Genomic DNA, 23,926 nt, shown 5'->3' with positions numbered 1-23,926 from the left:
CGGGGCGCACCCGCACGTCGTCCTCGTCGTACTCCCGCCGCTTGGTCGCCAGGGCGTCCCCCCACTGTCAGTTCTTGCCGGTCACCATCCCCGACCATAGTGCCGGGAACTCCGGCATGGTCTTCGAGGTGCACGTCACGTCGTCGACCTCGATGCCGGGGACGGCCAGCCCGGCCACCGCCGCGGCGTGCGCCATCCGGTGGTCGGCGTACGTCCGGAAGGTCCCGCCACGCAGCGGGCGGGGCCGGATCTCCAGCCCGTCGCGGGTCTCGGTGATGTCGGCGCCGAGTGCGGTGAACTCCGTCGCCAGGGCGGTGACCCGGTCGGTCTCGTGGCCCCGGATGTGGCTGATCCCGGTCAGTCGGGACGGGCTGTCGGCCAGCAGGGTGAGCGCGGTCAGCACCGGGGTCAGCTCGCCGACGTCGGAGAGGTCGGCGTCCAGCCCGCGCACCTCGCCGGTGCCCCGCACGGTCAGCCCGCCGGTGCCCAGCGTCACCTCGGCGCCCATCCGCTGCAGCAGCGCGCGCAGCCGCTCGACCGGTTGGAGGCTGCTGCGCGGCCAGCCCTGGAGGGTGACCTCGCCGCCGGTGACCAGCGCGGCGGCGAAGAACGGCGCGGCGCCGGAGAGGTCCGGCTCGATCTCCCAGCCGCGCCCGGTGAGCGGGCCCGGCTCGACCACCCAGACGTCGGGGGTGGTGTCGTCCACGGCGGCCCCGGCGGCACGCAGCATCTGCACGGTCATCCGCACGTGTGGCGCGGACGGCACCGGCGGGCCCTGGTGCCGGACCACCACGCCCCGGTCGAAGCGGGGCGCGGCCAGCAGCAGCCCGGAGACCAGCTGACTGGACGCGGAGGCGTCGATGACCACCTCGCCACCGGTCACCCGGCCGGCGCCCAGGACGACGAGCGGCAGGCTGCCGGTCGGCGGGGTGTCGACGCGGACGCCGAGCGCGCGCAGCGCGCCGATCAGCGGCCCGAGCGGGCGGGTGCGGGCGTGCGGGTCGCCGTCGAACGTGACCCGCCCGGCGGCCAGCCCGGCCACCGGGGGCAGGAAGCGCATCACGGTGCCGGCCAGGCCGACGTCGACGTGCGCCGGACCGACCGGCTGGTGCGGCCGGACCAGCCAGCGGTCGTCGTCGGAGACCGACATGTGGGCGCCCAGCGCGCGCAGGCCGCCGGCCATCAGTTCGGTGTCCCGGGCGCGCAGCGGCCGGTCGAGCGTCGACGGCCCGCTGGCCAGCGCCGCGAGCACCAACGCCCGGGCGGTCATCGACTTGGAGCCGGGCAGGCGCAGCGTCGCGGCGACCGGGTCACTCGCGGTCGGCGCGGTCCACGGCTGCGGCGGACGCGTAGCGGTCAGATTCCCCACGCTCACATTCTGCCAAGCCGGCGGCCCGGTGGGGATCGGCCCGCGGGCCTGCTCCCGTTGGGCGGGACAGCCGGAACGGCCGGGTGGGGCTAGCGTGGGCGCCATGTGCGGGAGGTACGCGACGACCCGGAGCGCGGGCGACCTGAGCGCGCTGTTCGAGTCCGTCGACTCGACCGGCGAGGTCGGGCCCGACTACAACGTCGCCCCGACCGATTCCGCGCCGCTGGTCCGGCTCGCGCCGGAGGGGCACCGGCTGCTCTCGCTGGGCCGGTGGGGTCTGCTCCCGTCCTGGTCCCGCAGCGCGTCCGGCGCCGCCCGCATGATCAACGCGCGGGCCGAGACGATCGCCACCAGCCGGGCGTACGCGCCGTCCTTCGCCCGCCGCCGCTGCCTGGTGCCGGCCGACGGGTGGTACGAGTGGGTCCGCCGTCCCGACGGCGGCCGGCAGCCCTATTTCATGACCCCGCGGGACGGCTCGGTGCTGGCCCTCGCCGGCATCTGGTCGGTGTGGGAGTCGGCCGGTGCGACCCGGCTCACGTTCAGCGTGCTGACCACCGCGGCGCTCGGTGAGCTGGCCGAGGTGCACGACCGGATGCCGCTGCTGCTGCCCCGGGAGCGCTGGGCGGCCTGGCTCGGCCCGACCGACGAGCCGGCCGCGTTGCTCGTCCCGCCCGACGCCGGGCAGCTCGCCGGGTTGGAGATCCGTCCGGTCTCCCCGGCGGTCGGCAACGTCCGCAACGACGGTCCCGAGCTGATCGCCCGGGTCGTTCCGGAGGGTGCGGAGGCGGGCGCCGAGCCGACGCTGTTCTGACCGCGTCAAGCACATTGTCGAGTGCTGATTTGCCGGGGTTGCGCCTGAAACGTCGCCCGGCCGTTTAGTCATGTTTACCGAAGACCCTTGTCCCCGCGTGTACGAATGCGATAGAACACAGCGCCGGTGATGGGTGTCTGTTCGCACGGGGCGAATGGCAACCATCGATCTCTGAAAGATCTTCGCCGGTCCCACGGGGGAGGTGGGTGTATTGACACGGGCACGCATGCCCCGCCCGCACGAGGTGGCCGCCGCGCGGCGTGACCCGCGACTGCTGCGGGCCTTGCGCGAGCGACGACAGGACGAGGCGTGGCGCACCAGGGGCACCTGCCAGAGCGTCGATCCGGAGACGTTCTTTCCGGCGCCGAACGAACCAGCCGATGCGGCAGTCGCGCTCTGCCGCACCTGCGACGTCCAGGGCTCCTGCCTGGCCTGGGCGTTGGAGGTGGGCGACTGCCACGGCGTCTGGGGCGGCACCACGCCGCGTGAGCGACGAGCCATGCTGGTCGCCTGGCGCAGCGAGGTGCAGCCGGATCCGGACGCGGCCGACGAACCCGGGCCGCCGGTCCGGGACCGCCTGCTCACGCTGGTGCCGTTGAGCTGATGCCGACCGTCGCCCGCGGTCCGGTCCTCCGGAGCGCGGGCGACGGCACGTGTGCGGCGCCCGGCGCGAGCGCCTGAAGCTGGTGCGAGCGCGCGCGCCCGTCTCGCCCCTCACGCCCCTCTCGCCCCTCTCGCCCGTCCGGCTCTCGCCGGCCGGACCGGTGTGCGCAGAATGGGCCGGTGCCGCACGACGACGAGATCGACACGCCCCGAGGGCCGGCCCGGATCCGGCTCGACCCGCCGGTCGCGGCCGGCGGCACCGTGCTGGTGCTGGGGCACGGCGCCGGCGGCGACGTCGACGCGCCCGATCTGGTGGCGGTCCGCGACGCGGTCCGTGCCGCCGGAGCGGGCGTGGTCCTGGTCACCCAGCCGTACCGGGTCGCCGGCCGGCGCGCGCCGGCGCCGGCCGGGCACCTCGACGAGGCCTGGACCGCCGTGCTGACCGAGCTGCGCCGGCGACTGCCGGAAGCCGACCGCTGGGCGGTGGGTGGTCGGTCCAGCGGCGCCCGGGTGGCCTGCCGGACCGCCCGCGCCGTCGGAGCGGTGGGCGTGGTGGCGTTGGCGTTCCCGTTGCACCCGCCCGGCCGGCCGGACCGGTCGCGGGCCGCCGAGCTGGGCACCGGCCTGCCGACGCTTGTGGTCAACGGCGACCGGGATCCGTTCGGCGTACCCGGTCCGGGGCCCGGGGTCGAGGTGGTGATCCGGCCGGGGGAGCGGCACGACCTGCGGATCGACCCGGCCGGCACGGCTGCCGTGGTCCGGGACTGGCTCACCGCCCGGGGTTGGCTGTCCTGAGCGCCGGCCGTGGCGCGTGACCCGGCTCGGCGGTGATCGTTGCACCGGGTGGCGCCGGCCGCCCGACTCGGGTGGCCCCGGGGCCACCTCCCAGGCCCTTCCTGGTCCCAGCTCCCGGTCGCGGCCGAAGCTGGGACCAGGAACGGCGACCCGCATCCCTGTCCCGCCCCCTGTCCCGTCGCGTCGATCATGGAGTTGGCGTGCGCGCAACGGACGAATCGCCAGGTCAACTCCATGATCGCCGGAGCGTTGGGGCGGCGGCGGAATGTCGGGGGCGGTGGGTCGCGTTGAGCCCTTTGGAAGACATCGCCAGCGTGAGGGGGGAGACCGGTGCCGATCGAGACACGGAGCCGGAAGCGGGACGAACGGGACGAACGGCAGCTCAGGCGGCTGCTCGACGCGCCGGAGTGGCCCGCGTCGGTGTCGGCCGTGAGCACCGGCACACCCTCGGGAAGTGAATCTGCCGCCAGGCGGGTACGCGTATCCTCGGCGGGAAAGCATCCGACGCGAGGGGATGTGCGGTTGACCACCGAGAAGACGGACGAGCGGAGGGCCCGCTTCGAGCGGGACGCGATGCCCTTCGTCGACCAGCTCTACGCTGCCGGGCTGCGGATGACCCGCAACCCGGCGGATGCCGAGGACCTGGTCCAGGAGACGTACCTGAAGGCGTACGCCGCCTTCCACCAGTTCGAGCAGGGCACGAACCTGAAGGCCTGGTTGTACCGGATCCTGACCAACACCTACATCAACTCCTACCGGAAGCGGCAGCGCCAGCCCGTGCAGGCGCCGACCGACGAGATCACGGACTGGCAGCTCGCCGAGGCGGAGTCGCACACGTCCAGCGGTCTGCGCTCGGCCGAGACCGAGGCGCTCGACCGGCTGCCGGACAGCGACGTCAAGGAGGCCCTCCAGCAGTTGCCGGAGGAGTTCCGCCTGGCGGTCTACCTGACCGACGTCGAGGGCTTCTCCTACAAGGAGGTCGCCGACATCATGGGCACGCCGATCGGCACCGTGATGTCCCGCCTGCACCGTGGCCGACGCAATTTGCGGAAGCTGCTCGAGCGATACGCGGCGGAGCGCGGATTCAGTGCGTCGCCGTCGAAGGGTTCGACCGCTGCCGCCAGCCGGGAGGTGTGACCGTGAGCTGTGGACAACCGCACGAGACGGACTGCCACGAGGTGCTCGCCGAGGTCTACCTCTACCTTGACCTGGAGTGCGCCGAGGAGCGCCGGACGCTGATCCGGCACCACCTCGAGGAGTGCGGGCCGTGCCTGCGCGAGTACGGCATCGAGCAGGAGGTCAAGGCGCTTGTCGCCCGCTGCTGCGGCAACGAGGCCGCGCCGGAGAAGCTGCGCGAGCGGCTGCGGCTGCGGCTGACCGAGCTGGTGGTCTTCGAGACCACGGAGTCCCGCGAGCTGGCCGACTGACGAGCACGACCGACCACACGCCGGTGGCCCGGGTCCGCACGGACCCGGGCCACCGGTGTGTCCGGCCCACGGGCCGGTTCAGGGCCGATGCGGCCCTCGCGCTGATCGGGTGATCAGGAGTTGGGACGCTTGCCGTGGTTGGCGCTGCTCTTCTTCCGGGCCTTCTTCTTCCGGGCCTTCTTCGCCATGCTCTGCCTCCTAGTGCTGGTCACGGTCCGGCCGCGGGCGAGCGCGGCGGAGGTCGCGTACGGTCCCCGGGTCACCCCGGGTGCCGACCCGGACGATGCTAGTGCCGCCGACCGCGCCCGGGACGGGGTGGGGCGAGTCGGAGCGCCGGTGGTCAGAGATTCGACGTGACCGGCGTCATGATTGGATGACCGTTCGCAGGACTGTCGGGGAGAGGGAGGGCCGGGAGATGGCCGAGGAGATCCGCGCCGAGATGGTGGCGAACGTCTGGAAGGTCGTCGCGTCGGCCGGGGACACCGTGTCCGAGGGCGACACGCTGGTGATCCTGGAGTCGATGAAGATGGAGATCCCGGTGGTGGCCGAGTCCGACGGCGTGGTGCAGCAGTTGGCGGTCAACGAGGGCGACGTGGTGCAGGACGGCGACCTGATCGCGGTGATCGGTTGACCCGCCCGCTCGTCCGCCGCGCCGAGCCGGCGGACTTCCCGGCGGTGGCCCGCCTGACGGTGGCCGCGTACGAGGCGGACGGCCAGCTCAAGGGCGAGACCGGGTACGCGCCGGTGCTCGCCGACGTGGCCGGCCGGGCGGCGACCGGTGAGGTGCTGGTGGCCGTGGACGGCGGCACCGGCGCGGTGCTCGGCGCGGTGACGTTCGTGCTGCCGGGCACCCCGTACGCCGAACTCGCCGGGCCCGGTGAGGCGGAGTTCCGGATGCTCGCGGTGGATCCGGCCGCGCAGGGCCGGGGCGCCGGCGTGGCGCTGGTCGAGGCGTGCGTGGCGCGCGCCGCCGAGCTGGGCTGCTCGGCGGTGGTGATCTGCGTACGCGCCGGCATGGCGGCGACCGCGTGGCGCCTCTACGACCGGTTCGGGTTCGTCCGCGCGCCGGAGAAGGACTGGGCCCCGCAGCCCGGGATCGAGCTGCTCGGCCTGCGTCGAGTGCTGACCACCGCCGCCGACCGCCGCGCCCTCACCGACGCGCCCTGACCCCTGCGGCGGAGCGTCAGCCCTCGTCGCCGATCTTCGCGAGCAGTTCGTCGGCCACCTCGAGGGCGATCTTCTTGCGTTCCTCGTCGGTGACGCCCGGTGCGCGCACCGCGAACCAGCTGCTGTGCACCGCGAACAGGGTGAGCGCGGCGCGTAGCTGGGCGGCCGGCGAGTCGTCGCCGCGGCTCAGCTCGCCGGCCAGCCGCATCATCCGGTCACGCATCTGCTGACCGGCGGCGAGGCTCTTGAGCACGGTCTGGTTCTGTTCGAAGAACCGCATCACCTTGGGCAGTTCGCCGGCGAACATGGCGTCGGCGTACTGGGCGATGAGCGCGCGTCGGGTCGCCAGCGTGGCGGGCTGTTCCGCGGCCCAGGCGATCAGCTCGTCCATCCGGCGCAGCCGGTCGTCGACGAAGCTGGTGACGATCTCGTCCTTGCTCTTGAAGTGGTAATAGAGCGCGGCCTTGGTCACGTTGAGCCGCTCGGCGATCTCCCGCAGCGAGGTCTTCTCGTAACCCTGCTCGGTGAAGAGCTCCAGCGCGACGGCCTGGATCCGTTGCCGCGTGCCGCCTGTGCTCTCGCTCACCCGACCGACACCTTCCCATCCGCTTGACGTTCGTCCCGTAGTCAGCTTACCGTGCGGCTAGTAAGTTAACTAGCCGGGCGGCAAGTAAGTCGATCACGGATCTGCGGGGGAGCCTACCGATGAGTCAACCAGCACCGGACATCGCGAGACCCAATGTCCGCGTCGTCCTGTTCGGCCTGATGATCGCGATGATGCTCGCGATGCTCGACAACATGATCGTCAGCACCGCGCTGCCGCGCATCGTGTTCGAGTTCGGCGGCGCCGACCACTTCACCTGGGTGGTCACCGCGTACGTGCTGGGCACCACGGTCTCCACCCCGATCTGGGGCAAGCTCGGTGACCTCTACGGCCGCAAGGCGGTCTTCCTCACCGCGGTGGTCGTCTTCCTGATCGGCTCCGCGCTGTGCGGCATGTCCGGCTCCGGCGTCTTCGGCGGCACCGACAGCGGGATGATGGAGCTGATCGCGTTCCGGGCGGTCCAGGGCCTCGGCGCGGGCGGCCTGATGGTCGGCGTCATGGCGATCATCGGGGACCTGGTCCCGCCGCGTGAGCGGGGTCGCTACCAGGGCATGATCGCCGGCATCATGGCCATCGCCATGGTGGCCGGCCCGCTGGTCGGCGGCTTCATCACCGACCACCTCTCCTGGCGCTGGGCGTTCTACGTCAACCTGCCGCTGGGCGGCGTGGCGCTGCTGCTGCTCGCGACCACCATGCACCTGCCGAAGTACCGCACCGAGCACAAGATCGACTGGCTGGGCGCGGCGCTGCTCTCCGTCGGCATCACCGCGATCGTGCTGGTCACCACCTGGGGCGGCAACGAGTACGACTGGGCCTCGCCGCAGATCCTCGGGCTGGCCGCGCTGGCGGTGGTCGCGCTTGTCGCGTTCGCGCTCGTGGAACGGCGGGTGCCCGAGCCGATCCTGCCGCTGGGCCTGTTCGCCAACCGCAACTTCGCGCTCATCTCGGTGATCGGCTTCCTGCTCGGCTTCGCCATGTTCGGCGCGATGAACTTCCTGCCGCTCTACCAGCAGACCGTGCAGGGCGCCTCGGCCACCAACAGCGGCCTGCTGCTGCTCCCGCTGATGTTCGGCATGCTGGTGGTGTCGCTGGTGGTCGGCCGCACGATCACGAAGACCGGCCGCTACCGGGCCTTCCCGATCGTCGGCGGCGTGGTGATGGCCCTCGGCATGGGGCTGCTCAGCCTGCTCGACCTCGACACCAGCAAGGCCCAGTCCTCGCTCTACATGGTCGTGCTCGGCGTCGGCATGGGTTTCCTGATGCAGACGTCGATGCTGATCGCCCAGAACAGCGTCGAGCAGAAGGACCTGGGCGCGGCGAGCGGCGCCGCCACGTTCTTCCGGTCCATCGGCGGCTCGTTCGGCGTCTCGCTCTTCGGCGCCGTCTTCGCCAACCAGCTCGCCGACTCGGCCGCCGGTCCGGCCTTCGCCGGTGGCGGCGGCGGTGAGGGCGGCGCGATGAACCTGGAGGCGCTGAAGAAGCTCACCGGCCCGGCCCGGGAACTGGTGCTCGGCGCGCTCTCCGACGCCATCTCGCACGTGTTCCTCTGGGCCGTCTTCATCACCGTGGCGGTCCCGGTGCTCGCCTGGTTCATCAAGGAGGTGCCGCTGCGCGCGACGAACGACACCCCGCCCCCCAGCGCCACCCCCGAGGACGAGGCCGAGATCGCACTCGGCAAGGCCCCGGTGTAAGGAGGGGGCCCCGGTTAACGCCTGGCGATGTGAAGGGGCCCCTCCTAACGCCGCCCGCGGCGGAACAGGCCGGTGAGGCGTCGCCACAGCCGGCGCAGCGGGCCGGCGTCGGCGGCGGCGACCAGCGCGTCGGCCGTCGCGCGGGCGGGCGCGTCGAGGGCCGGGGTGGCCCGCGCCAGATGCGCCAGCGACACCGCCGCCGGGGTGTGACGGACCCGACCGGCCGCCACCCCGGCGAGCCGCCCGGTCACCAGCGCGGCCACGTCGGCGCGTACGGCGGGGTCCACCCAGGCGGCGGTGATCAGGGCGAACAGTGCCGCCTCGGCCACCGCGCCCGGCTCGCCCCCGGCCAGGTCCCGCAGCACCCGGCGGCGGGTCGACCCCGCCCACGGCTCGTCGGTGCGGTGGTGCAGCAGGCCGAGACACGCCCAGACCTGCGCGCACCGGGCCCAGAGCGCCGGGTCCTGACCGCCGAGCACCCGGCCCAGCGCGGTCGGCGGCGCGTCCGGCGGGTACGCCAGCAGGCCGAGCAGGTCGGTCAGGTCCAGCGTGGCCAGTCCGACCGCGGCGTCGTACGCGGCCGGGGGATGCGGCCACGCCGGGTGCGCCACCTGCTGGAGCCGCAGCACCGCGTCGGCCGACGGGCGCGTGGCGTCGTCCGGCGCGGGCGGCCGGTCGGCGGCGGCCGGGGTCACCTGGCCGAGCCAGGGCCGTCCACGGCAGCACTCGGCGAGGTCGCCGTGCTCGTGCGTGTCGTCCGGGTGGTCGCGGACGAAGTCGGCGAGCGCCACCAGGTGGTCCACGTTCCCGTCGCGCAGGAAACGCAGCCGGTACGCGGTGTGCACGGCGCAGTCGAACGTCGGGTCCTTGGCCAGCGCCCGGTCGACCCAGCCCAGCGCCGCGTCGAGCCGGCCGTGGTCGGCCAACGTGCCGGCGATGTCGGCGTAGACCGCCAGGTCGTCCGGGTCGAGCGCGACCGCACGTTCCAGCGCGGCCAGCGCGTCGGCGGTCCGGCCGGCGCTGCGGTACGCGTACCCGAGCCACACCTCGCCGAGTTTGGTGGGCTCCGCGCGTACCCCCCGGGTGGCCCAGGTGACCGCGAGGGCGACCTCGCCGAGCCGCCGGGCCAGCGCGGACGCCGCGCCCAGCAGCAGCGGGTGGTCCGGATGCACGGTGATCGCGTTGCGGGCCAGCGTGAGGTACGGCTGGAGCGGCTCGCGCAGCCGGCGCGGGACCGGGTCGGGCGCGGCGGCGCAGACCTGCATGAGGATCCGGGCGGCGCGCTCCGGGTCGAGCCGTTCCGGCAGGTCGGCGGCGGTCACCCAGGGCACGGCGGCCCACGGCGCGCCGGGCGCGTAGCCGGTGGCGGCGGCCAGCAGGTCGAGCCCTTCGGCGGGGCGGCCGGCGGCGGCGAGCAGGTGCGCCCGGGCCACCACGGCGCCGACGAAGGCGTGCTGGCCGAGCGGGAAGAGATCCAGGTCGCCGCCGCTGGCCGCGGCGAGCCGGGCGAGCGTCTCGTGCGCCTCGGGCAGCGTGGGGGAGCGCACCAGCGCGGCGGCCACGTGGTCGGCGGCGTGCCGGAGGTCGCCCTCGCCCAGCGCCAGCCGGGCCAGCGCGAGTTCCTCCTCCGCGGAGAGCGCGGCGTCGTCCTCGGGCACGTCGTCCTCTCGCCGGCGGGTCGGTCAGCCGGGCAAGCCTAGGGGATCTTGTCGACGAGTGGTGATCCACTGCGCACTACTGCTCGTTGCTTTGCTGGCTGCGGCGCAAACGTGCAAGACTGAGCACCGAACGCGCGGCAATCGCGCAGAAGGGGGTGCGGGGTGACACGTCCAGGGGCCGGCATGGCCGCCGACATCGACGAGCAGCCGGCCGGCTACGAGCGTCTGCTCACCGCCGAGCACGCGGACGCCATCGCCCGGGTCGCGGCGGCCGTCGCGCAGCGACGACCCCGGCACGTGGTCTTCACCGCCCGGGGCACCTCCGACCACGCGGCGCTCTACGCGGCGTACCTCACCGAGATCCGCCTCGGCCTGCCCGCCGGGCTCGCCTCGCCCAGCGCGATCACCGTCTTCGGCGCCCGCCCCGACCTGTCCGACGCGCTCGTCGTCGGCGTCAGCCAGAGCGGCGGCTCGCCCGACCTCGCCGAGGTGCTGCGGGTGGCCCGCGCCTCCGGCGCGCTCACCCTGGCCGTCACCAACAACCCCGACTCGCCGCTGGTGGAGACCGCCGAGCTGAGCGTCGACGTGGCCGCCGGCCACGAGCGGGCGGTCGCCGCCACCAAGACCTACACCGCCGAGCTGCTCGCGCTGCTCATGCTCATCGAGGGCGTACGCGCCGGCAACGGCGTGCTGCCCGCCGACGAGCGGGCCGCGCTGGCCCGCCTGCCCGAGCTGGCCGCCCGCACGCTCGCCGACGACACCCCGGCCCGGCTCGCCCCGCGCTACCGGTTCGCCGCCCAGCTCGTCACCACCGGCCGGGGCTACGCGTACCCGACCGCCCGGGAGGCGGCGCTCAAACTGATGGAGACGTCGTATCTGCCGGCGCTCGCCTTCTCCGGGGCCGACCTGCTGCACGGCCCGCTCGCCATGACCGACCCGGACGTGCCGGTGCTCGCCGTGGTCGGCTCCGGCCCCGGCGGCACGTCGATGCGGGAGGTGCTGCCCCGGCTCGGCGAACGCCGGGCCGACGTGGTGGTGGTCGGCTCCGCCGACGTCGGGGAGACCCGGATGGCGGTCCCGGAGGTCGACGAGCGGTACGCGCCGCTGCTCGACATCCTGCCGCTGCAACGGCTCGCGCTGGCGCTGGCGCTGACCCGCGGCGAGGACCCGGACGCGCCGCGCGGGTTGAAGAAGGTCACGACCACGATGTGAGCCGGGCGTGGCACGCTGTGGGGCGTGTCCACCCTCCGTGAGCTCGCCGAGGAGCACACCACGCTCCGGCCGGCCGACATCGACCACCTCCACCGGATCGCCGGCGACTGGCAGTTGCTGTCCGACCTCTCCTTCGCCGACCTGCTGCTCTGGGTGCCGGTGGACGGCGACGGCACCTTCCTCTGCGTGGCCCAGGTCCGCCCCACCACCGCCCCGACCGCCTACCTCGACGACCAGGTCGGCCGCATCGTCGGCGGGCCCGAGGTGGCGCACCTGGAGGTGGCCCACCGGCAGGGCCGGATCTGGCGGGAGGGCGACCCGGTCTGGTACGGCGACGTGCCGGCCCGGCACGAGGCCATCCCGGTGCGGCTGCGCACCGGCGACGGGGAGAGCGGCGAGGTGGTCGCCGTGGTCGGGCGGGACACCAACCTCTCCACCGCGCGTACCCCGAGCCAGCTCGAACTCAACTACCTGACCACCGCCGACGACCTGGCCCAGATGATCGCCGACGGCACGTTCCCGCCGCCCCGGCACCCGGGCGAGACCACCTCGGCGCCCCGGGTCGGCGACGGGCTGGTGCGGCTCGACGCCAACGGCAAGGTCACCTACGCCAGCCCGAACGCGCAGTCCGCGTACCGCCGGCTGGGCTTCGCCTCCCACCTGGTCGGGGAGGACCTGGCCAAGCTGCACCGCCGCCTGGCCGGCGACCCCCTGGAGGGCACCGACGCCGGCAACGCGGTGCTCGCCGCGCTGCGCGGCGAGGCCCCGCCGCGCCGCGAGATCGACGCCCGGGGCGCCACCATGCTCACCCGGGCGCTGCCGCTGATGCCCGCCGGTGTGCCGATCGGCGCGCTGGTCCTGGTCCGCGACATCACCGAGGTACGCCGCCGCGACCGCGCCCTGATCACCAAGGACGCCACCATCCGGGAGATCCACCACCGGGTGAAGAACAACCTCCAGACCGTCGCCGCGCTGCTGCGTCTCCAGGCCCGCCGGGTCGCCATGCCGGAGGCCCGCGTCGCGCTGGAGGAATCGGTACGCCGGGTCGCCTCGATCGCGCTGGTGCACGAGACGCTCTCCATGTCCAGCGACGAGGCGGTCGAGTTCGACGGCATCGTGGACCGGGTGGCCAGCGCCGCGACCGAGGTGGCCGCCACCGAGGTGACCGTGGGCATGCGTCGCAAGGGCAGCTTCGGCGTCCTGCCCGCCGAGATCGCCACGTCGCTGGTGATGGTGCTCAACGAGCTGCTCCTCAACGCCGTGGAACACGGCTTCCCGCCGGCCGACGAGGAGGCCGCCCCCGCCCCGGCGGACGCGCCGCGACCCGAGGTGGTGGTCTCGGTGCACCGGCACCGTAAGCAGCTCCACGTCTCGGTCACCGACAACGGTCGCGGCCTGCCCGAGCAGTTCGACGCCGAGCGCGGCGGCAACCTCGGGCTCCAGATCGTCCGGGCGCTCGTCACCGGCGAGCTGCGCGGCACCATCGAGCTGCGCAACGGCCCCACCGGCGGCACCGAGGCGGTGCTCGTCGTCCCGCTGGCCCGCGGCACCACCGACCGTCTCACCGGCCGGGCGGGGCCGCCCTGACGCCCGCGCGACCGCCTCACCGGGCGAGCAACGCCACCGTGAGCCCTGGACGGGGCCAGACCTGGCGGACCGTGAAGCCGTCCCGCAACGCCTCGCCCTTCGCGCCGGGCACCGCCGCCAGCGGGTCCGCCCGGCGCCCGGTCACCACCAGCCAGACCCGGTCCACGCCGGCCAGGCAGCGCGCCGGGTCGCCGCACTCGGTGGCCCAGAGGCTCGCGTCCGCCCGCTGGTCGCGGACCACCAGCACGTCGCGGGGCAGCCGCGACCCCAGGTGGTACGCCAGGCCCAGATCCGGGAACAGCCAGCCGTCCCGGGGGGAGTACACGATCGCGTCGCCCGGCCGCGCACCGGCGGCGACGATCCCGGCCGCGCCCGCGTAGTCGACCGGGGCGCTGCGGGGCCACTCGTGGGTACGCCGCAACGCCGCCTGATCGGGCAGCCCGAGCAGCCCGGCCAGGACGATCACGGCCAGCGCCGCCCCGAGCCCGGTCCCGCCCGGCGCTGCTCCGCCCGGCCTCGTTCCGCGCGGTGCTGTCCCGGGCTGCCCTGTGCCGGACGGCCCCGTCTCGGCCGGCGCCGCTCTCGGCGGCGCTGTTTCACGCGGCGCTGGTTCGGGCGGCGCTGATCCGAGTGGTCCCGCCACGGCCGGTCGGCTGCCGGCCGGCGTCGCCGCGGTCAGTGCGGCCCCGGCCAGCAGGCAGCCGAACGGCACGATGAAGAGCAGGTAGCGGGTCACCCAGAGTGGAACCAGCGTGCCGGCGGTGAAGAGCAGCAGCACCGGTAGCAGCGCCGCCGCCCCGGGCAGCAGCGCCCGCCGACCGAGCCGAACCGCCCCGAGCGCGGCGAGTCCCAGCAGGAACCCGCCCACCACGCCGCTCTGCGCCAGCCCGCCCGGCAGCGACACCAGGTCCGGCAGGCGGGCCGGATCGACCCAGTCGAGCTGCCGGCCGCGCTGGCCCCGGGCGGTCGACGCCAGCGGGGTGACGAGCGCGACGGCCGGGAGCAGCGCCAGCAGCCACCACGCGAGCACCCGCCGGCCGGGCGCCGGTGCCGCCCCGCCGGCCAGGTGCGCAGCCTCCGCTCCCGGGTCGCCGGGCGGGGGCGCGTCGAGGGTGTCGGGTCGGGGCTGGTCGGCCGGGCCGAGGCCGGCGGTGGCCGGGCCGCGGGCGGCGGTCAGCAGCACCGCCACGGCATGCGCGGCGAGCAGGGTGAGCGCGATCAGGTGGAGCAGGCCGAGGGCGGCGACCGCGACCGCGTACCCGGCCCAGCGCCGCCGGGACGGCCGGCACAACGCGTCGACCAGCAGCAGCGTGGCGAGCACGGCGAGCAGCGTGGCGAGCGCGTACGGGCGGGCCTCCTGGCCGTAGCGCGAGGTGGCCGGCAGGACGGCGAACAGCAGCCCGGCCAGGAGCCCGGCCCGGTCGCCGGCGAGGCGCGCGCCGAGCCGGGCGGTCAGCGCGGCGGCGGCCGCCATGGCGAGCGCGGAGGGCAGCCGCAGCGCCGTGGGGGAGGTGCCGGCCACCGCGGTCCACCCGTGCATGAACAGGTAGTACGGCCCGGTGGCGGCGTCGATGGTGCGGGTCAGCCGGACCAGGTCCGGCAGCGGGCGGGTGGCGGCGCTCCAGGTGGCCAACTCGTCCCGCCAGGGCTGCGCATGCCCGAGCCCGACCAGCGTGATCGCCAGGGTGACCAACCCGGGGACCGCCCACACCGGCCAACCGGCCCAGGCCCGGCCCGGCGCAGGTTGGGTGAACGCGCTCACACCCCGCAGCGTCACACGCCGGCCCACCCTCGCCGGCCCGCTCCACCAATTCCACCCGGCCCGGGCCCGCACCGAGGCCCCCCGGGCTCGTCGATCATGAGGTTGACCGCGTCCGGCGTCCCTTTTGTCGCCGCCAACTTCATGATCGACGGGGCGGGGTGGGCGGGGCGGGGGTGGGTTGGGGGGTGAAGGGTGGGCGGGGGAAGTGATGCTGGTCACGGGGGGTGAGGGGTGGACGGGTGTCGATTGAGATGGGACGCCCGTGATGTGGGATCAGCGGGTCGGCCGCTAGCCGGTGGTCCGGCGGTGTGGCAGCATGATGCACATGACCGCCGCTGTCGTCCGCCGCTTCGTGGCCCGTCGCCACGTTGACTACGGCCGCGTGCGCAGCGCGATCTGTCCGGCCCACTGACGACGCCCGACCCATTTGTCTCGGGCGCTCCGCGCCGGCCGTCAGCGACACCGCCGTCCACGGCCCTCCCCAGGGCCGGCCGCCGCGTCCGCGCTCCCAGGCACCGCAGCAGACAACGGAGGACGCCGCGATGGCGGTCAGCAGCACCCCCACCCGCTCGGACGCTTCGGCTCCCGTCGCCCGGGCGCCCCGCCGGCCGCGCGGCGAGGGCCAGTGGGCGCTCGGGCACCGTGAGCCGCTCAACCCCAACGAGCGGATCAAGAAGGACGACGACCCGCTGAACGTGCGGGACCGGATCGAGAACATCTACGCCCATCGGGGCTTCGCCTCGATCGACCCGCAGGACCTGCGCGGCCGGTTCCGCTGGTGGGGGCTCTACACCCAGCGCAAGGCCGGCATCGACGGCGGGCGCACCGCCGTGCTGGAGCCGCACGAGCTGGAGGACGAGTTCTTCATGCTCCGGGTGCGGGTGGACGGCGGTCAGCTCAGCCTGGCCCAGCTCCGGGTGATCGCGGAGATCTCCCGCGAGTTCGCCCGGGACACCGCCGACATCACCGACCGGCAGAACATCCAGTACCACTGGATCCGGGTCGAGGACATGCCGGAGATCTGGCGCCGGCTGGAGGCGGTCGGCCTGCAGACCACCGAGGCGTGCGGCGACTGCCCCCGGATCGTGCTCGGCAGCCCGGTCGCCGGCGTGGCCCGGGACGAGGTGCTCGACCCGACCCCGGCCATCGACGAGATCGTCCGCCGGTACGTCGGCGACAAGCAGTTCTCCAACCTGCCCCGCAAGTTCAAGACGTCGATCTCCTGGCTGGTCGACACGCCGTACGAGGCGAACGACATCGCGCTCCTCGGGGTCGAGCACCCGGAGCACGGCCCCGGCTTCGACGTCTGGGTCGGCGGCGGGCTCTCCACCAACCCGATGCTGGCCAAGCGGCTCGGCGTCTGGGTGCCGCTGGACGAGGTGCCGGACGTGTGGGCCGGCGTGGTCGGCATCTTCCGTGACTACGGCTACCGCCGGCTGCGCAACCGCGCCCGGTTGAAGTTCCTGGTCGCGGACTGGGGCGTGGAGCACTTCCGCGAGGTGCTGGAGAAGGAGTACCTGGGCCGGGCGCTGCTGGACGGCCCGGCCGCGGAGCTGCCGGCGAAGCCGGTCGACCACATCGGCGTGCACCCGCAGCGCGACGGCGCGAACTACGTCGGCGCGGCCCCGGTGGTGGGCCGGGTGTCCGGCACCCAGCTCGCCGCGCTGGCCGACGTGGTCGAGGCGCACGGCAGCGACCGGGTGCGGCTCACCCCGTACCAGAAGCTGCTGGTGCTGGACGTCGCGCCGGAGCGGACCGAGGAGCTGGTGACGGCGCTGCGCGGAATCGGTCTGGAGGCCCGGCCGTCGGCCTGGCGGCGCGGCACCATGGCCTGCACCGGCATCGAGTTCTGCAAGTTGGCCATCGTGGAGACCAAGCGGCGCGGTGAGGAGCTGGTGGCCCGGCTGGAGGAGCGGCTGCGGGACTTCGACGCGGACATCTCCATCCACCTGAACGGCTGCCCGAACGCCTGCGCCCGCACCCAGGTCGCGGACATCGGGCTCAAGGGCCAGCTCGTGGTCGGTCCGGACGGGCGGCAGGTCGAGGGCTTCCAGGTGCACCTGGGCGGCGGCCTCGGCATGGCCGCCGGGCAGACCGCCGGCTTCGGCCGCAAGCTGCGCGGCCTGAAGACCACGGCCGACGAGCTTCCGGAGTACGTGGAACGGCTGGCCCGCCGCTACCTGGCCGGCCGGACCGACGGCGAGAGCTTCGCCAACTGGGTCATCAGAGTCGACGAGGAGGAGCTTCGGTGAGTGACGCTCGATCTGCGCCTCTCTACTGCCCGTACTGCGGGGAGGAGGACCTGCGACCGCACGAGGCCGGGCACGGCGCCTGGGAGTGCCACGCCTGCGCGCGGGTCTTCTCGGTGAAGTTCACCGGGCTGCTGGGCCGGGCGGTGGCCCGGTGACCGGCCTGGTCTCCGCCGCCGGGCTGGGTCTGGTCGGCGGCGCCGCTCCGGCCGACCCGGCCCGGCGGGACCCGGCGGAGCTGCGCGCGCTGGCCGAGGAGGCCGGGCGGGAGCTGGCGGACGCGCCCGCGCTGGAGATCGCCCGCTGGGCGGTGCAGACGTTCGGCGAGCGGTTCTGCGTGACCAGCTCGATGGCCGACGGGGTGCTGGCGCACCTGGTCTCCCGGGTCGCACCCGGCGTCGACGTGGTGTTCCTCGACACCGGGCTGCACTTCCCGGAGACGCTCCGGGTGCGTGACGAGGTGGCCCGGCGGATGCCGGTGCGGGTCCGCTCGATCCGCCCCCGGATGACCGTCGGCCAGCAGGACGGCCAGTACGGGCCCCGCCTGTTCAACAGGTCCCCGGACGACTGCTGCCAGTTGCGCAAGGTGGAGCCGTTGGAACGGGCGCTGGCCGGGTACGACGCCTGGGCCGCCGGGCTGCGCCGGGACGAGTCGCCGACCCGCGCGAACACGCCGGTGGTGGGGTTCGACCCGCGTCGCGGCAAGGTCAAGGTGAACCCGATCGCCGCCTGGACGCAGCGTGAGGTGGACGCGTACGTGGCCCGCCACGACATCCCGGTGAACGAGCTGTTCGCCAAGGGCTACGGCTCGATCGGCTGCTGGCCGTGCACCCGTCGCCTGAAGGCGGGGGAGGACCCGCGGGCCGGGCGCTGGGCGATGTTCGAGAAGACCGAGTGCGGCCTGCACACCTGACCGACGCGTCACCGTTGGTGCTGGTGGCGCACGGCAGCCGTGACCCGCGCGCGGCGGAGGCGACGCGGGCGCTGGCCCGGGCGGTGGGCGCCGGCTGTCCCGGCCGGCCGGTGCTGCCGGCCTGGCTCGACCACACCGATCCCGGGCCGGCCGACGTGCTGCGGCGACTGGCCGCCGACGGGCACTCCCGGGTGGTCCTGGTGCCGTTGCTGCTGACCGCCGCGTACCACCGGAAGGTGGACATCCCGGCGGCGATCGCGGCGGCCGGCGCGGGCCTCGACGTGCGGGTGACCGAGGTGCTGGGGCCGACCGGCGGCGTGGTCGACGGTCGGCTGCTGGCCGGCCTGCGGCGCCGGCTGGGCGAGGCCGCCGGGGCGGACGCGGACGCGGTGGTGCTGGCCGCGGCCGGCACCCGGGATCCCGCCGCGCGGGCCTCGGTGGGCCGGGTCGCCGCGGCGCTCGGCACCGGGCTGGGCGTGCCCTGCCGCGTGTCGTACGCCTCGGCGGCGCCTCCGGAGGTGGGGGGCGCGGTGCGGCGGTTGCGCGCGGCGGGCGCCCGCCGGGTCGCGGTGGCCGCCTACTTCCTGGCGCCGGGCCGGTTCCACGACGGGGTACGCGCGGCGGCCCGCTCGGCCGGCGCGGTGGCGGTCGCCGACCCGCTCACCGACCTCCCGGAGCTTGCCGAACTGGTGTGGCGGCGGGTGACGGCGGCGGCCTGACCGGCGCTCGTCGTCGGCGCACTCGTCGAGCAGCCCGGAGAGCAGCCGCCCCGGCCTGACCGGCTTCCGGAACAGCAGAACGCCCCGGCCGGGAATCCCGGCCGGGGCGTGCGGCGTGAGTGGGTCAGGCGGAGTGAGCGCGCAGCACCCGGAGACCGCCGCGGCGCTTGACCGCGCGGCGCTCCTCCTCGCTCATCCCGCCCCAGACGCCGGCGTCCTGACCGGACTCCAGCGCCCACTGCAGGCACTGGTCGGTCACGGGGCAGCGCCGGCAGACGGCCTTGGCCTGCTCCACCTGCAGGAGAGCCGGGCCGGACGTCCCGATCGGGAAGAACAGCTCCGGGTCCTCGTCGCGGCAGACCGAATCGTGGCGCCAGTCCATGGCGGCAACACTCCTCATTCTTAGTGGGTGGCCAGATAACGCTTCGTTGCTATTCCTATATGCATCCGCATTGCCGATCGGTGACGGTCAGCATCCGTCAATTCGGCTCTGCGTGAGCAGGCTGCGGGCCCCTGGACCTGCTGGAACAGCTCAACCTGACGAGCATATCCAGGCAATGTCCCGGTAACACGAGTTCGCTTGTGAATACTTTCACGAACTACAGCGATGTCAAGGGTGACGCTCGGAAAAACTCCGAACAGTGAGCGGCCTCACCACCCGTTTGTCCGGGTTTGCGAGGGCTCTCGTTACCCGGCGTGCCACAGTCGAGGATCAATATAGTACGGTCTGCGTGACGTTGCTGACATTTCCGGCATCCTTCCTCGGCGTGGCGGCCCTCACCCTCGCGGTGGGGTCCGCGTCAACCGACGGGGATACCCGAGGCCTAGCAGATTACTCTCAGTGCGGCGGGAACGGAGGTGAATCTGACTTTTTCCCGCTCGCCGAGGTAGTCACCGTCCAGCTGGAACGGCAGCGGACGCGCCGTGAGCAGTGTGAACTCCGACAAGTCGTGCAGGCGGAGCACCTGCTTGCCGTGCGGATCGGGTTGCCGGGAGAAGAACTGCGTCACTGTCCGTGCCGTACTGGCCACCTTGAGCTGTCGCAGCGCGAGCACATCCAACCCGAGGTCGAACGACGCCTCCGGGTTCGGGTTGATCTCCCGGTCGCCGAGGTACGTCCACGGCGCGGTGTTCTGGATGATGGCGGTGGACAGCCCCGTCGCCGGCGCCTCACCCGGACGCTCCAACGTGATCGACGGGTGGCGGCGGTCCGAGCCGACGAAGTACTGGCTCGCCGTGGACCGGAAGTAGAGCGCCGGGGTGGACACCCGACCCCGTTTGCGGGCCTGCTCCACCCGGCGGATGACCGCCGCGTCCAACCCGAAGCCCGCGCAGAACGTGAAGTAGCGGTCGTCCGCCCGGCCCAGCCCGATCGTGCGGGACCGACCCAGGCGCAACCCCTCCAGGATCATGCTGGTGCCGTCCGGCCACTCCCGCGGCAGCCCGAGCGCGCGGGCGAAGACGTTCGTCGAACCACCCGGCACGGTGGCCAGCGCCGGCAGCCGCTCGGCCGAGGTCGGCCCGGTGCGGAACGTCGGCGGCTCCGCCGCCATCAACCCGTTGACCACCTCGTTGACGGTGCCGTCACCGCCAAGCGTGACCACCAGGTCGACGCCCTCCTGAGCGGCCTCCCGGGCCAGATCCATGGCGTGGCCCCGCCGGCGGGTGTAGCGCACCGACAGGTCGACTTCACTGCGCAACGCCCGGACCAGTACGTCCCGGCTGCGCTCACTCGTGGTGGTGGCCTTCGGATTGACCACCAGGACGGCCCGCATGGGCGGCACATTACCGCGCCTACCCACCGGTATCGTGGCGGCCGTGACGATCGACTCGGACCCGGTCCCCGGCCCGCTCCGCGCGGCGGTGCTCCTGCTGCGCGTCGAGGCGGTGGCGCTCGGGCTGATCGCGGTGTGGCTGATCTGGTCCGACCTCACCGCCCGCACCACGGACCTCACCTCCGCGCTGCTGATCACGGCGTTCGCGGTGGCCGGGGCCGTCGTGCTCTGGGCGCTCGGCGGCGCGTTGTCCCGGCGTCGGTCCGGCGCCCGCGCACCGGCCATCGTGCTCCAGCTCATGCTGCTGCCGATCGGGTGGTACATGATCTCCGGCGGGCTGGGCTGGCTCGGACTGCCGCTGATGGCGCTCGGGATCGGCATGGTCGCGCTGCTGGTGAGCGGTCCCACCAACCGGGCGCTCGGCTTCGGCGCGCGGCCGGGCGCTCAGTAGCCGCCGGCGCGACGGGTCAGCAGCGAGATGGTGGCGCGCCCGTCGACCGCCTTGGCACCGGCCCCGGTGGTCAGCGCCGTGAGCACCTTCCACGCGAAGGACGACTCGGACGGCAGCGTGGCGCCCCGCACGGTCGGCACGGTCACCTCGACGGTGAGCGCGTCCTCGGTGACCGCGAAGCGGCACTCCAGCTCGGCGTCACGGGTGGCGATGGCGAGCAGCATGGCGCACGCCTCGTCCACCGCGATGCGCAGATCCTCGATCTCGTCGAGGGCGAACTGGAGCCGGGCCGCGAGCCCGGCCGTGGCGGTGCGGAGCACGCCGAGGTAGCCACCGTCGGCGGGCACGGTGAGGTGCACGACGTCGTCGTCCGTCGTCGGCTGCCCGGTCAGTTGAGTCACGCCTCATCCCCCCGGTGCGGGACTCTACCCGGTCGGGCGGCCGGGTGCGTGGGCGCGGGCGTCGCCCGCGTGGCGAGCTCGCGCAACGCGGCCCCGGCCAGCCGGTACGGCGTCCACTCGTCCATCGGGGTGGCCCCGATGGACGAGTAGAAGCGGGCCGCCGGATTCCAGTTGATCATCCACCAGTCGAGCCGCTGGTAGCCGCGCTCCACACAGATCGCCGCCAGCGTGGCCAGCAGTTGCCGGCCGGCGCCGGTGCCCCGGGCGTCCGGGCGGACGTAGAGGTCCTCCAGGTAGATGCCGTGCACGCCGGCCCAGGTGGAGAAGTTGAGGAACCAGAGCGCGAAGCCCACCGGTTCGTCCGCCGCGTCCACCGCGACATGCCCGAACAACGCCGGAGCGTTCGGGAAGAGCGCCGCGTGGAGCTGCTCGACGGTGAGGTGGCACTGCTCCGGGGCGCGCTCGTACGCGGCGAGTTCGTGCACCATCGCGACGACGGCCGGTACGTCCTCGGGACGTACCGGCCGGATCGTCGGTGCCGTGCCAGGCGAGGTCACGCCTGCTTGGTCTCCCAGAAGATCTTGGAGATCTCGTCGATCTTCGAGAGCAGCTCGTCGGCCTTGGCCGGGTCGGTGCCGCCCTTGGCGCCGGCCGCGCCGGCCAGCTTGGTGGCCTCGTTGAAGAGCTGGTGCAGGTGCGGGTACTTCTCGAAGTGCGCCGGCTTGAAGTAGTCGGTCCAGAGCACCCACAGGTGGTGCTTGACCAGGTCGGCCCGCTGCTCCTTGATCAGGATGGCGCGGGTCCGGAACTCCGGGTCGGTGTTCGCCTGGTACTTCTCGCAGATCATTTTGACCGATTCGGCCTCGATCCGGGCCTGGGCCGGGTCGTAGACGCCGCAGGGCAGGTCACAGTGGGCACTGGCGGTCACCCGGGGCGTGAGGATGCGAGGAAGGCGCATCAGGGTCCTCCATGGGATGTTTGCGATGATCCAAGACGACATTACTCCTGGAGATGCTTTCCAGCGGGCGGGAGGTGAAACCCGTGCTGCCCGTGCTGATCACCGGCCCGTCCATGTCCCCGACGCTGCGTCACGGCGACGCGGTGCTGGTCCGCACCGGTGGCCGGCCGGTCCGCGCCGGCGACGTGGTGGTCGCGGTCTTCCGCAGCCGACCGGACCTGCTGGTGGTGAAGCGCGCGGTCGAGCCACGGGACGGTGGCTGGTGGCTGCGCGGCGACAACGACCTGGTCACCGACGACTCCCGGGCGTACGGGGTGGCCGACGTCCAGGGTCGGGTGGTGGCGCGGTGGTGGCCGCGTCCGGGACGGATCAGGGGCCGGCAGGGGTAGTCATGGATATGACCCCGCTCACATCCTGGGAGCCGGTGCGTGGTTATGCTCGGAACGTGCCCGGGTGACCCCCGCACCGCCGCCCCGCCGGTCGCTGACCACCGCTGACCGCGCCGGCCGGTCCGTCTGCTCGACAGATCCTGGAGTCACCATGTCTGCGTCCACCCCGGACCCCGCTGATCCCGTCTTCCGGCTCCACCTCGGCGGCAAGATGGCCGTCGCCTCCACCGTGCCGCTGACCAGCCGGGAGGACCTCTCCCTCGCGTACACCCCGGGGGTCGCCCGGGTCTGCGAGGCGATCGCCGCCGACCCCGCGCTCGCCGACACCTACACCTGGGTGTCGCACACCGTCGCCGTGGTCACCGACGGTTCCGCCGTCCTCGGCCTGGGCAACATCGGCCCACGCGCCGCGCTGCCCGTGATGGAGGGCAAGGCGGTGCTGTTCAAGCAGTTCGGGGGCGTGGACGCGGTACCGGTCTGCCTGGACACCCAGGACGTCGACGAGATCGTGGCGACGGTCAAGGCGCTCGCGCCCTCGTTCGGCGGCATCAACCTGGAGGACATCAGCGCACCGCGCTGCTTCGAGGTGGAGCGCCGGCTGGACGAGGCGCTCGACATCCCGGTCTTCCACGACGACCAGCACGGCACCGCGATCGTGGTGCTGGCCGCGCTGCGCAACGCGGCGACGCTGCTCAACCGCAAGCTCGGTGACCTGCGGGTCGCGGTCAGCGGCGCCGGCGCGGCCGGCGTGGCGGTGACGAAGATGCTGATCGCCGGCGGCGTCGACCCGGCCCGGGTGGTGGTCTGCGACTCGCGCGGCATCATCGGCCGGCACCGCGAGCTGACCGGCACCAAGGCCGAGCTGGCCGAGCTGACCAACGCCGAGGGCCGCCGGGGCGACGTCACCGAGGCGCTGCGCGGCGCGGACGTGCTGGTAGGCGTCTCCGGCGGGCAGATCCCGGAGGCGGCGGTGGCCGGCATGGCCCCCGGCGGCATCGTCTTCGCGCTGGCCAACCCCACGCCGGAGGTGCACCCCGAGGTGGCCGCCCGGCACGTCGCGGTGGTGGCCACCGGGCGCAGCGACTATCCCAACCAGATCAACAACGTGCTCGCCTTCCCGGGCGTGTTCCGGGGCGCGCTGGACGCCGGGGCCACCCGGGTCACCGACGGGATGAAGGTGGCCGCCGCCGACGCCATCGCGGGCGTGGTGGCCGGGTCGCTGACCGCGGACGCGATCGTGCCGTCCCCGCTGGACCCGCGCGTCGCCCCGGCGGTCGCCGACGCGGTCGCCGAAGCCGCGCGCCGCGACGGCGTCGCCCGCCGCTGAGGTGTAAGGAGGGGCCCCTTCTTATCGCATTTCGCATAGGAAGGGCCCCTTCTTAACG

At 73.8% G+C, this 23,926-nt stretch carries 27 protein-coding genes; 17 read left to right on the top strand and 10 right to left on the bottom strand.

Annotation, left to right across the window (positions count from 1 at the left end):
• Positions 1–67 precede the first annotated feature (67 nt).
• Entirely contained in the window at positions 68–1,369 is a 1,302-nt protein-coding gene (aroA, locus tag OG767_RS27205; RefSeq protein WP_405091073.1) for a 3-phosphoshikimate 1-carboxyvinyltransferase, read from the bottom strand.
• A 103-nt stretch (positions 1,370–1,472) separates the two neighbouring features.
• On the opposite strand from aroA, the gene OG767_RS27200 reads away from it, so the two are divergent.
• The 5 genes from OG767_RS27200 (at position 1,473) to rsrA (ending at position 5,005) form a co-directional block, all read left to right on the top strand.
• Positions 1,473–2,180, top strand: coding sequence for an SOS response-associated peptidase (locus OG767_RS27200; RefSeq protein ID WP_405091072.1), 708 nt, complete (start codon positions 1,473–1,475; stop codon positions 2,178–2,180).
• Between the two features lie 211 nt (positions 2,181–2,391).
• Positions 2,392–2,784 carry a WhiB family transcriptional regulator gene (locus OG767_RS27195; protein WP_107161005.1) on the top strand — a complete coding sequence of 131 codons (393 nt, stop codon included), beginning with the start codon at positions 2,392–2,394 and terminating at the stop codon, positions 2,782–2,784.
• A 179-nt stretch (positions 2,785–2,963) separates the two neighbouring features.
• A complete protein-coding gene (locus OG767_RS27190; RefSeq protein WP_405091071.1) occupies positions 2,964–3,578 on the top strand; it encodes an alpha/beta family hydrolase in 615 nt (204 codons plus the stop codon).
• A 330-nt stretch (positions 3,579–3,908) separates the two neighbouring features.
• Positions 3,909–4,715 (top strand): sigma-70 family RNA polymerase sigma factor, encoded by an 807-nt coding sequence (locus OG767_RS27185; protein ID WP_405091070.1) that lies wholly within the window; start codon positions 3,909–3,911, stop codon positions 4,713–4,715.
• A 2-nt stretch (positions 4,716–4,717) separates the two neighbouring features.
• On the top strand, positions 4,718–5,005 hold the full coding sequence (rsrA, locus tag OG767_RS27180; RefSeq protein ID WP_107161067.1) for a mycothiol system anti-sigma-R factor: 288 nt from the start codon (positions 4,718–4,720) through the stop codon (positions 5,003–5,005).
• A gap of 113 nt (positions 5,006–5,118) precedes the next feature.
• On the opposite strand, the gene OG767_RS27175 is transcribed toward rsrA, so the two are convergent.
• On the bottom strand, positions 5,119–5,193 hold the full coding sequence (locus OG767_RS27175) for a 50S ribosomal protein bL37 (protein ID WP_369752275.1): 75 nt from the start codon (positions 5,191–5,193) through the stop codon (positions 5,119–5,121).
• A 227-nt stretch (positions 5,194–5,420) separates the two neighbouring features.
• Between OG767_RS27175 and OG767_RS27170 the strand changes: the two genes are divergently transcribed.
• Together OG767_RS27170 and OG767_RS27165 are read left to right on the top strand one after the other, a co-directional pair.
• A complete protein-coding gene (locus OG767_RS27170; RefSeq protein WP_091068708.1) occupies positions 5,421–5,636 on the top strand; it encodes a biotin/lipoyl-binding carrier protein in 216 nt (71 codons plus the stop codon).
• Complete coding sequence (locus OG767_RS27165; protein ID WP_405091069.1) at positions 5,633–6,172, top strand: GNAT family N-acetyltransferase; 540 nt, start codon at positions 5,633–5,635, stop codon at positions 6,170–6,172. Before OG767_RS27170 ends, OG767_RS27165 begins: the two co-directional genes overlap by 4 nt.
• Positions 6,173–6,188: 16 nt before the next feature.
• On the opposite strand, the gene OG767_RS27160 is transcribed toward OG767_RS27165, so the two are convergent.
• On the bottom strand, positions 6,189–6,758 hold the full coding sequence (locus tag OG767_RS27160) for a TetR/AcrR family transcriptional regulator (protein WP_405091068.1): 570 nt from the start codon (positions 6,756–6,758) through the stop codon (positions 6,189–6,191).
• 119 nt (positions 6,759–6,877) lie between these two features.
• Here OG767_RS27160 and OG767_RS27155 point away from each other — a divergent pair, with 119 nt between their 5' ends.
• On the top strand, positions 6,878–8,467 hold the full coding sequence (locus tag OG767_RS27155; protein ID WP_405091067.1) for an MDR family MFS transporter: 1,590 nt from the start codon (positions 6,878–6,880) through the stop codon (positions 8,465–8,467).
• 44 nt (positions 8,468–8,511) lie between these two features.
• Here OG767_RS27155 and OG767_RS27150 read toward each other — a convergent pair whose 3' ends face one another.
• Complete coding sequence (locus OG767_RS27150; protein ID WP_405091066.1) at positions 8,512–10,125, bottom strand: tetratricopeptide repeat protein; 1,614 nt, start codon at positions 10,123–10,125, stop codon at positions 8,512–8,514.
• 183 nt (positions 10,126–10,308) lie between these two features.
• Between OG767_RS27150 and OG767_RS27145 the strand changes: the two genes are divergently transcribed.
• A complete protein-coding gene (locus OG767_RS27145; RefSeq protein ID WP_405094324.1) occupies positions 10,309–11,337 on the top strand; it encodes an SIS domain-containing protein in 1,029 nt (342 codons plus the stop codon).
• A 24-nt stretch (positions 11,338–11,361) separates the two neighbouring features.
• Positions 11,362–12,924: a histidine kinase N-terminal domain-containing protein gene (locus tag OG767_RS27140; RefSeq protein WP_405091065.1), complete on the top strand. Its 1,563-nt coding sequence runs from the start codon at positions 11,362–11,364 to the stop codon at positions 12,922–12,924.
• Positions 12,925–12,940: 16 nt separating this feature from the next.
• On the opposite strand, the gene OG767_RS27135 is transcribed toward OG767_RS27140, so the two are convergent.
• Positions 12,941–14,686 carry a glycosyltransferase family 39 protein gene (locus OG767_RS27135; protein ID WP_405091064.1) on the bottom strand — a complete coding sequence of 582 codons (1,746 nt, stop codon included), beginning with the start codon at positions 14,684–14,686 and terminating at the stop codon, positions 12,941–12,943.
• Positions 14,687–15,228: 542 nt separating this feature from the next.
• On the opposite strand from OG767_RS27135, the gene OG767_RS27130 reads away from it, so the two are divergent.
• The 4 genes from OG767_RS27130 to OG767_RS27115 are packed head-to-tail and all read left to right on the top strand — an operon-like array spanning position 15,229 to position 18,567.
• The gene (locus OG767_RS27130; protein ID WP_405091063.1) at positions 15,229–16,938 is read left to right on the top strand and encodes a nitrite/sulfite reductase; all 1,710 of its coding nucleotides are present in this window, start codon (positions 15,229–15,231) and stop codon (positions 16,936–16,938) included.
• A complete protein-coding gene (locus OG767_RS27125) occupies positions 16,935–17,093 on the top strand; it encodes an IS1 family transposase (RefSeq protein ID WP_174530537.1) in 159 nt (52 codons plus the stop codon). Before OG767_RS27130 ends, OG767_RS27125 begins: the two co-directional genes overlap by 4 nt.
• Complete coding sequence (locus OG767_RS27120) at positions 17,090–17,848, top strand: phosphoadenylyl-sulfate reductase (RefSeq protein WP_281937753.1); 759 nt, start codon at positions 17,090–17,092, stop codon at positions 17,846–17,848. Before OG767_RS27125 ends, OG767_RS27120 begins: the two co-directional genes overlap by 4 nt.
• Positions 17,830–18,567 carry a sirohydrochlorin chelatase gene (locus OG767_RS27115; RefSeq protein ID WP_405091062.1) on the top strand — a complete coding sequence of 246 codons (738 nt, stop codon included), beginning with the start codon at positions 17,830–17,832 and terminating at the stop codon, positions 18,565–18,567. Before OG767_RS27120 ends, OG767_RS27115 begins: the two co-directional genes overlap by 19 nt.
• 124 nt (positions 18,568–18,691) lie before the next feature.
• On the opposite strand, the gene OG767_RS27110 is transcribed toward OG767_RS27115, so the two are convergent.
• Positions 18,692–18,949: a WhiB family transcriptional regulator gene (locus OG767_RS27110; protein WP_013288358.1), complete on the bottom strand. Its 258-nt coding sequence runs from the start codon at positions 18,947–18,949 to the stop codon at positions 18,692–18,694.
• A 442-nt stretch (positions 18,950–19,391) separates the two neighbouring features.
• Positions 19,392–20,342: a diacylglycerol/lipid kinase family protein gene (locus OG767_RS27105; RefSeq protein ID WP_405091061.1), complete on the bottom strand. Its 951-nt coding sequence runs from the start codon at positions 20,340–20,342 to the stop codon at positions 19,392–19,394.
• A 43-nt stretch (positions 20,343–20,385) separates the two neighbouring features.
• On the opposite strand from OG767_RS27105, the gene OG767_RS27100 reads away from it, so the two are divergent.
• Positions 20,386–20,793, top strand: a complete 408-nt coding sequence (locus tag OG767_RS27100) for a hypothetical protein (RefSeq protein ID WP_405091060.1) — start codon at positions 20,386–20,388, stop codon at positions 20,791–20,793.
• On the opposite strand, the gene OG767_RS27095 is transcribed toward OG767_RS27100, so the two are convergent.
• From OG767_RS27095 to sodN, 3 genes are read right to left on the bottom strand one after another with little or no spacing between them, the layout of a single operon-like run.
• Positions 20,787–21,194, bottom strand: a complete 408-nt coding sequence (locus tag OG767_RS27095; protein WP_107160976.1) for an ATP-binding protein — start codon at positions 21,192–21,194, stop codon at positions 20,787–20,789. The two genes, OG767_RS27100 and OG767_RS27095, sit on opposite strands and share 7 nt — an antisense overlap.
• Positions 21,191–21,751 (bottom strand): GNAT family N-acetyltransferase, encoded by a 561-nt coding sequence (locus tag OG767_RS27090; RefSeq protein WP_405091059.1) that lies wholly within the window; start codon positions 21,749–21,751, stop codon positions 21,191–21,193. The genes OG767_RS27095 and OG767_RS27090 overlap by 4 nt, the downstream gene beginning before the upstream one ends.
• A complete protein-coding gene (sodN, locus tag OG767_RS27085) occupies positions 21,748–22,152 on the bottom strand; it encodes a superoxide dismutase, Ni (protein ID WP_107160972.1) in 405 nt (134 codons plus the stop codon). The genes OG767_RS27090 and sodN overlap by 4 nt, the downstream gene beginning before the upstream one ends.
• 53 nt (positions 22,153–22,205) lie before the next feature.
• Between sodN and OG767_RS27080 the strand changes: the two genes are divergently transcribed.
• Positions 22,206–22,541, top strand: a complete 336-nt coding sequence (locus OG767_RS27080) for a S24 family peptidase (protein ID WP_107160970.1) — start codon at positions 22,206–22,208, stop codon at positions 22,539–22,541.
• A gap of 151 nt (positions 22,542–22,692) precedes the next feature.
• Complete coding sequence (locus OG767_RS27075) at positions 22,693–23,868, top strand: NADP-dependent malic enzyme (RefSeq protein ID WP_405091058.1); 1,176 nt, start codon at positions 22,693–22,695, stop codon at positions 23,866–23,868.
• Positions 23,869–23,926 lie beyond the last annotated feature (58 nt).

The organism is Micromonospora sp. NBC_01392, from assembly GCF_045040125.1.
Taxonomy (GTDB): Bacteria; Actinomycetota; Actinomycetes; order Mycobacteriales; family Micromonosporaceae; genus Micromonospora.
The sequence above is the reverse complement of the archived record's forward strand: the minus strand, read 5'-3'. Positions and strand labels throughout refer to the sequence as shown.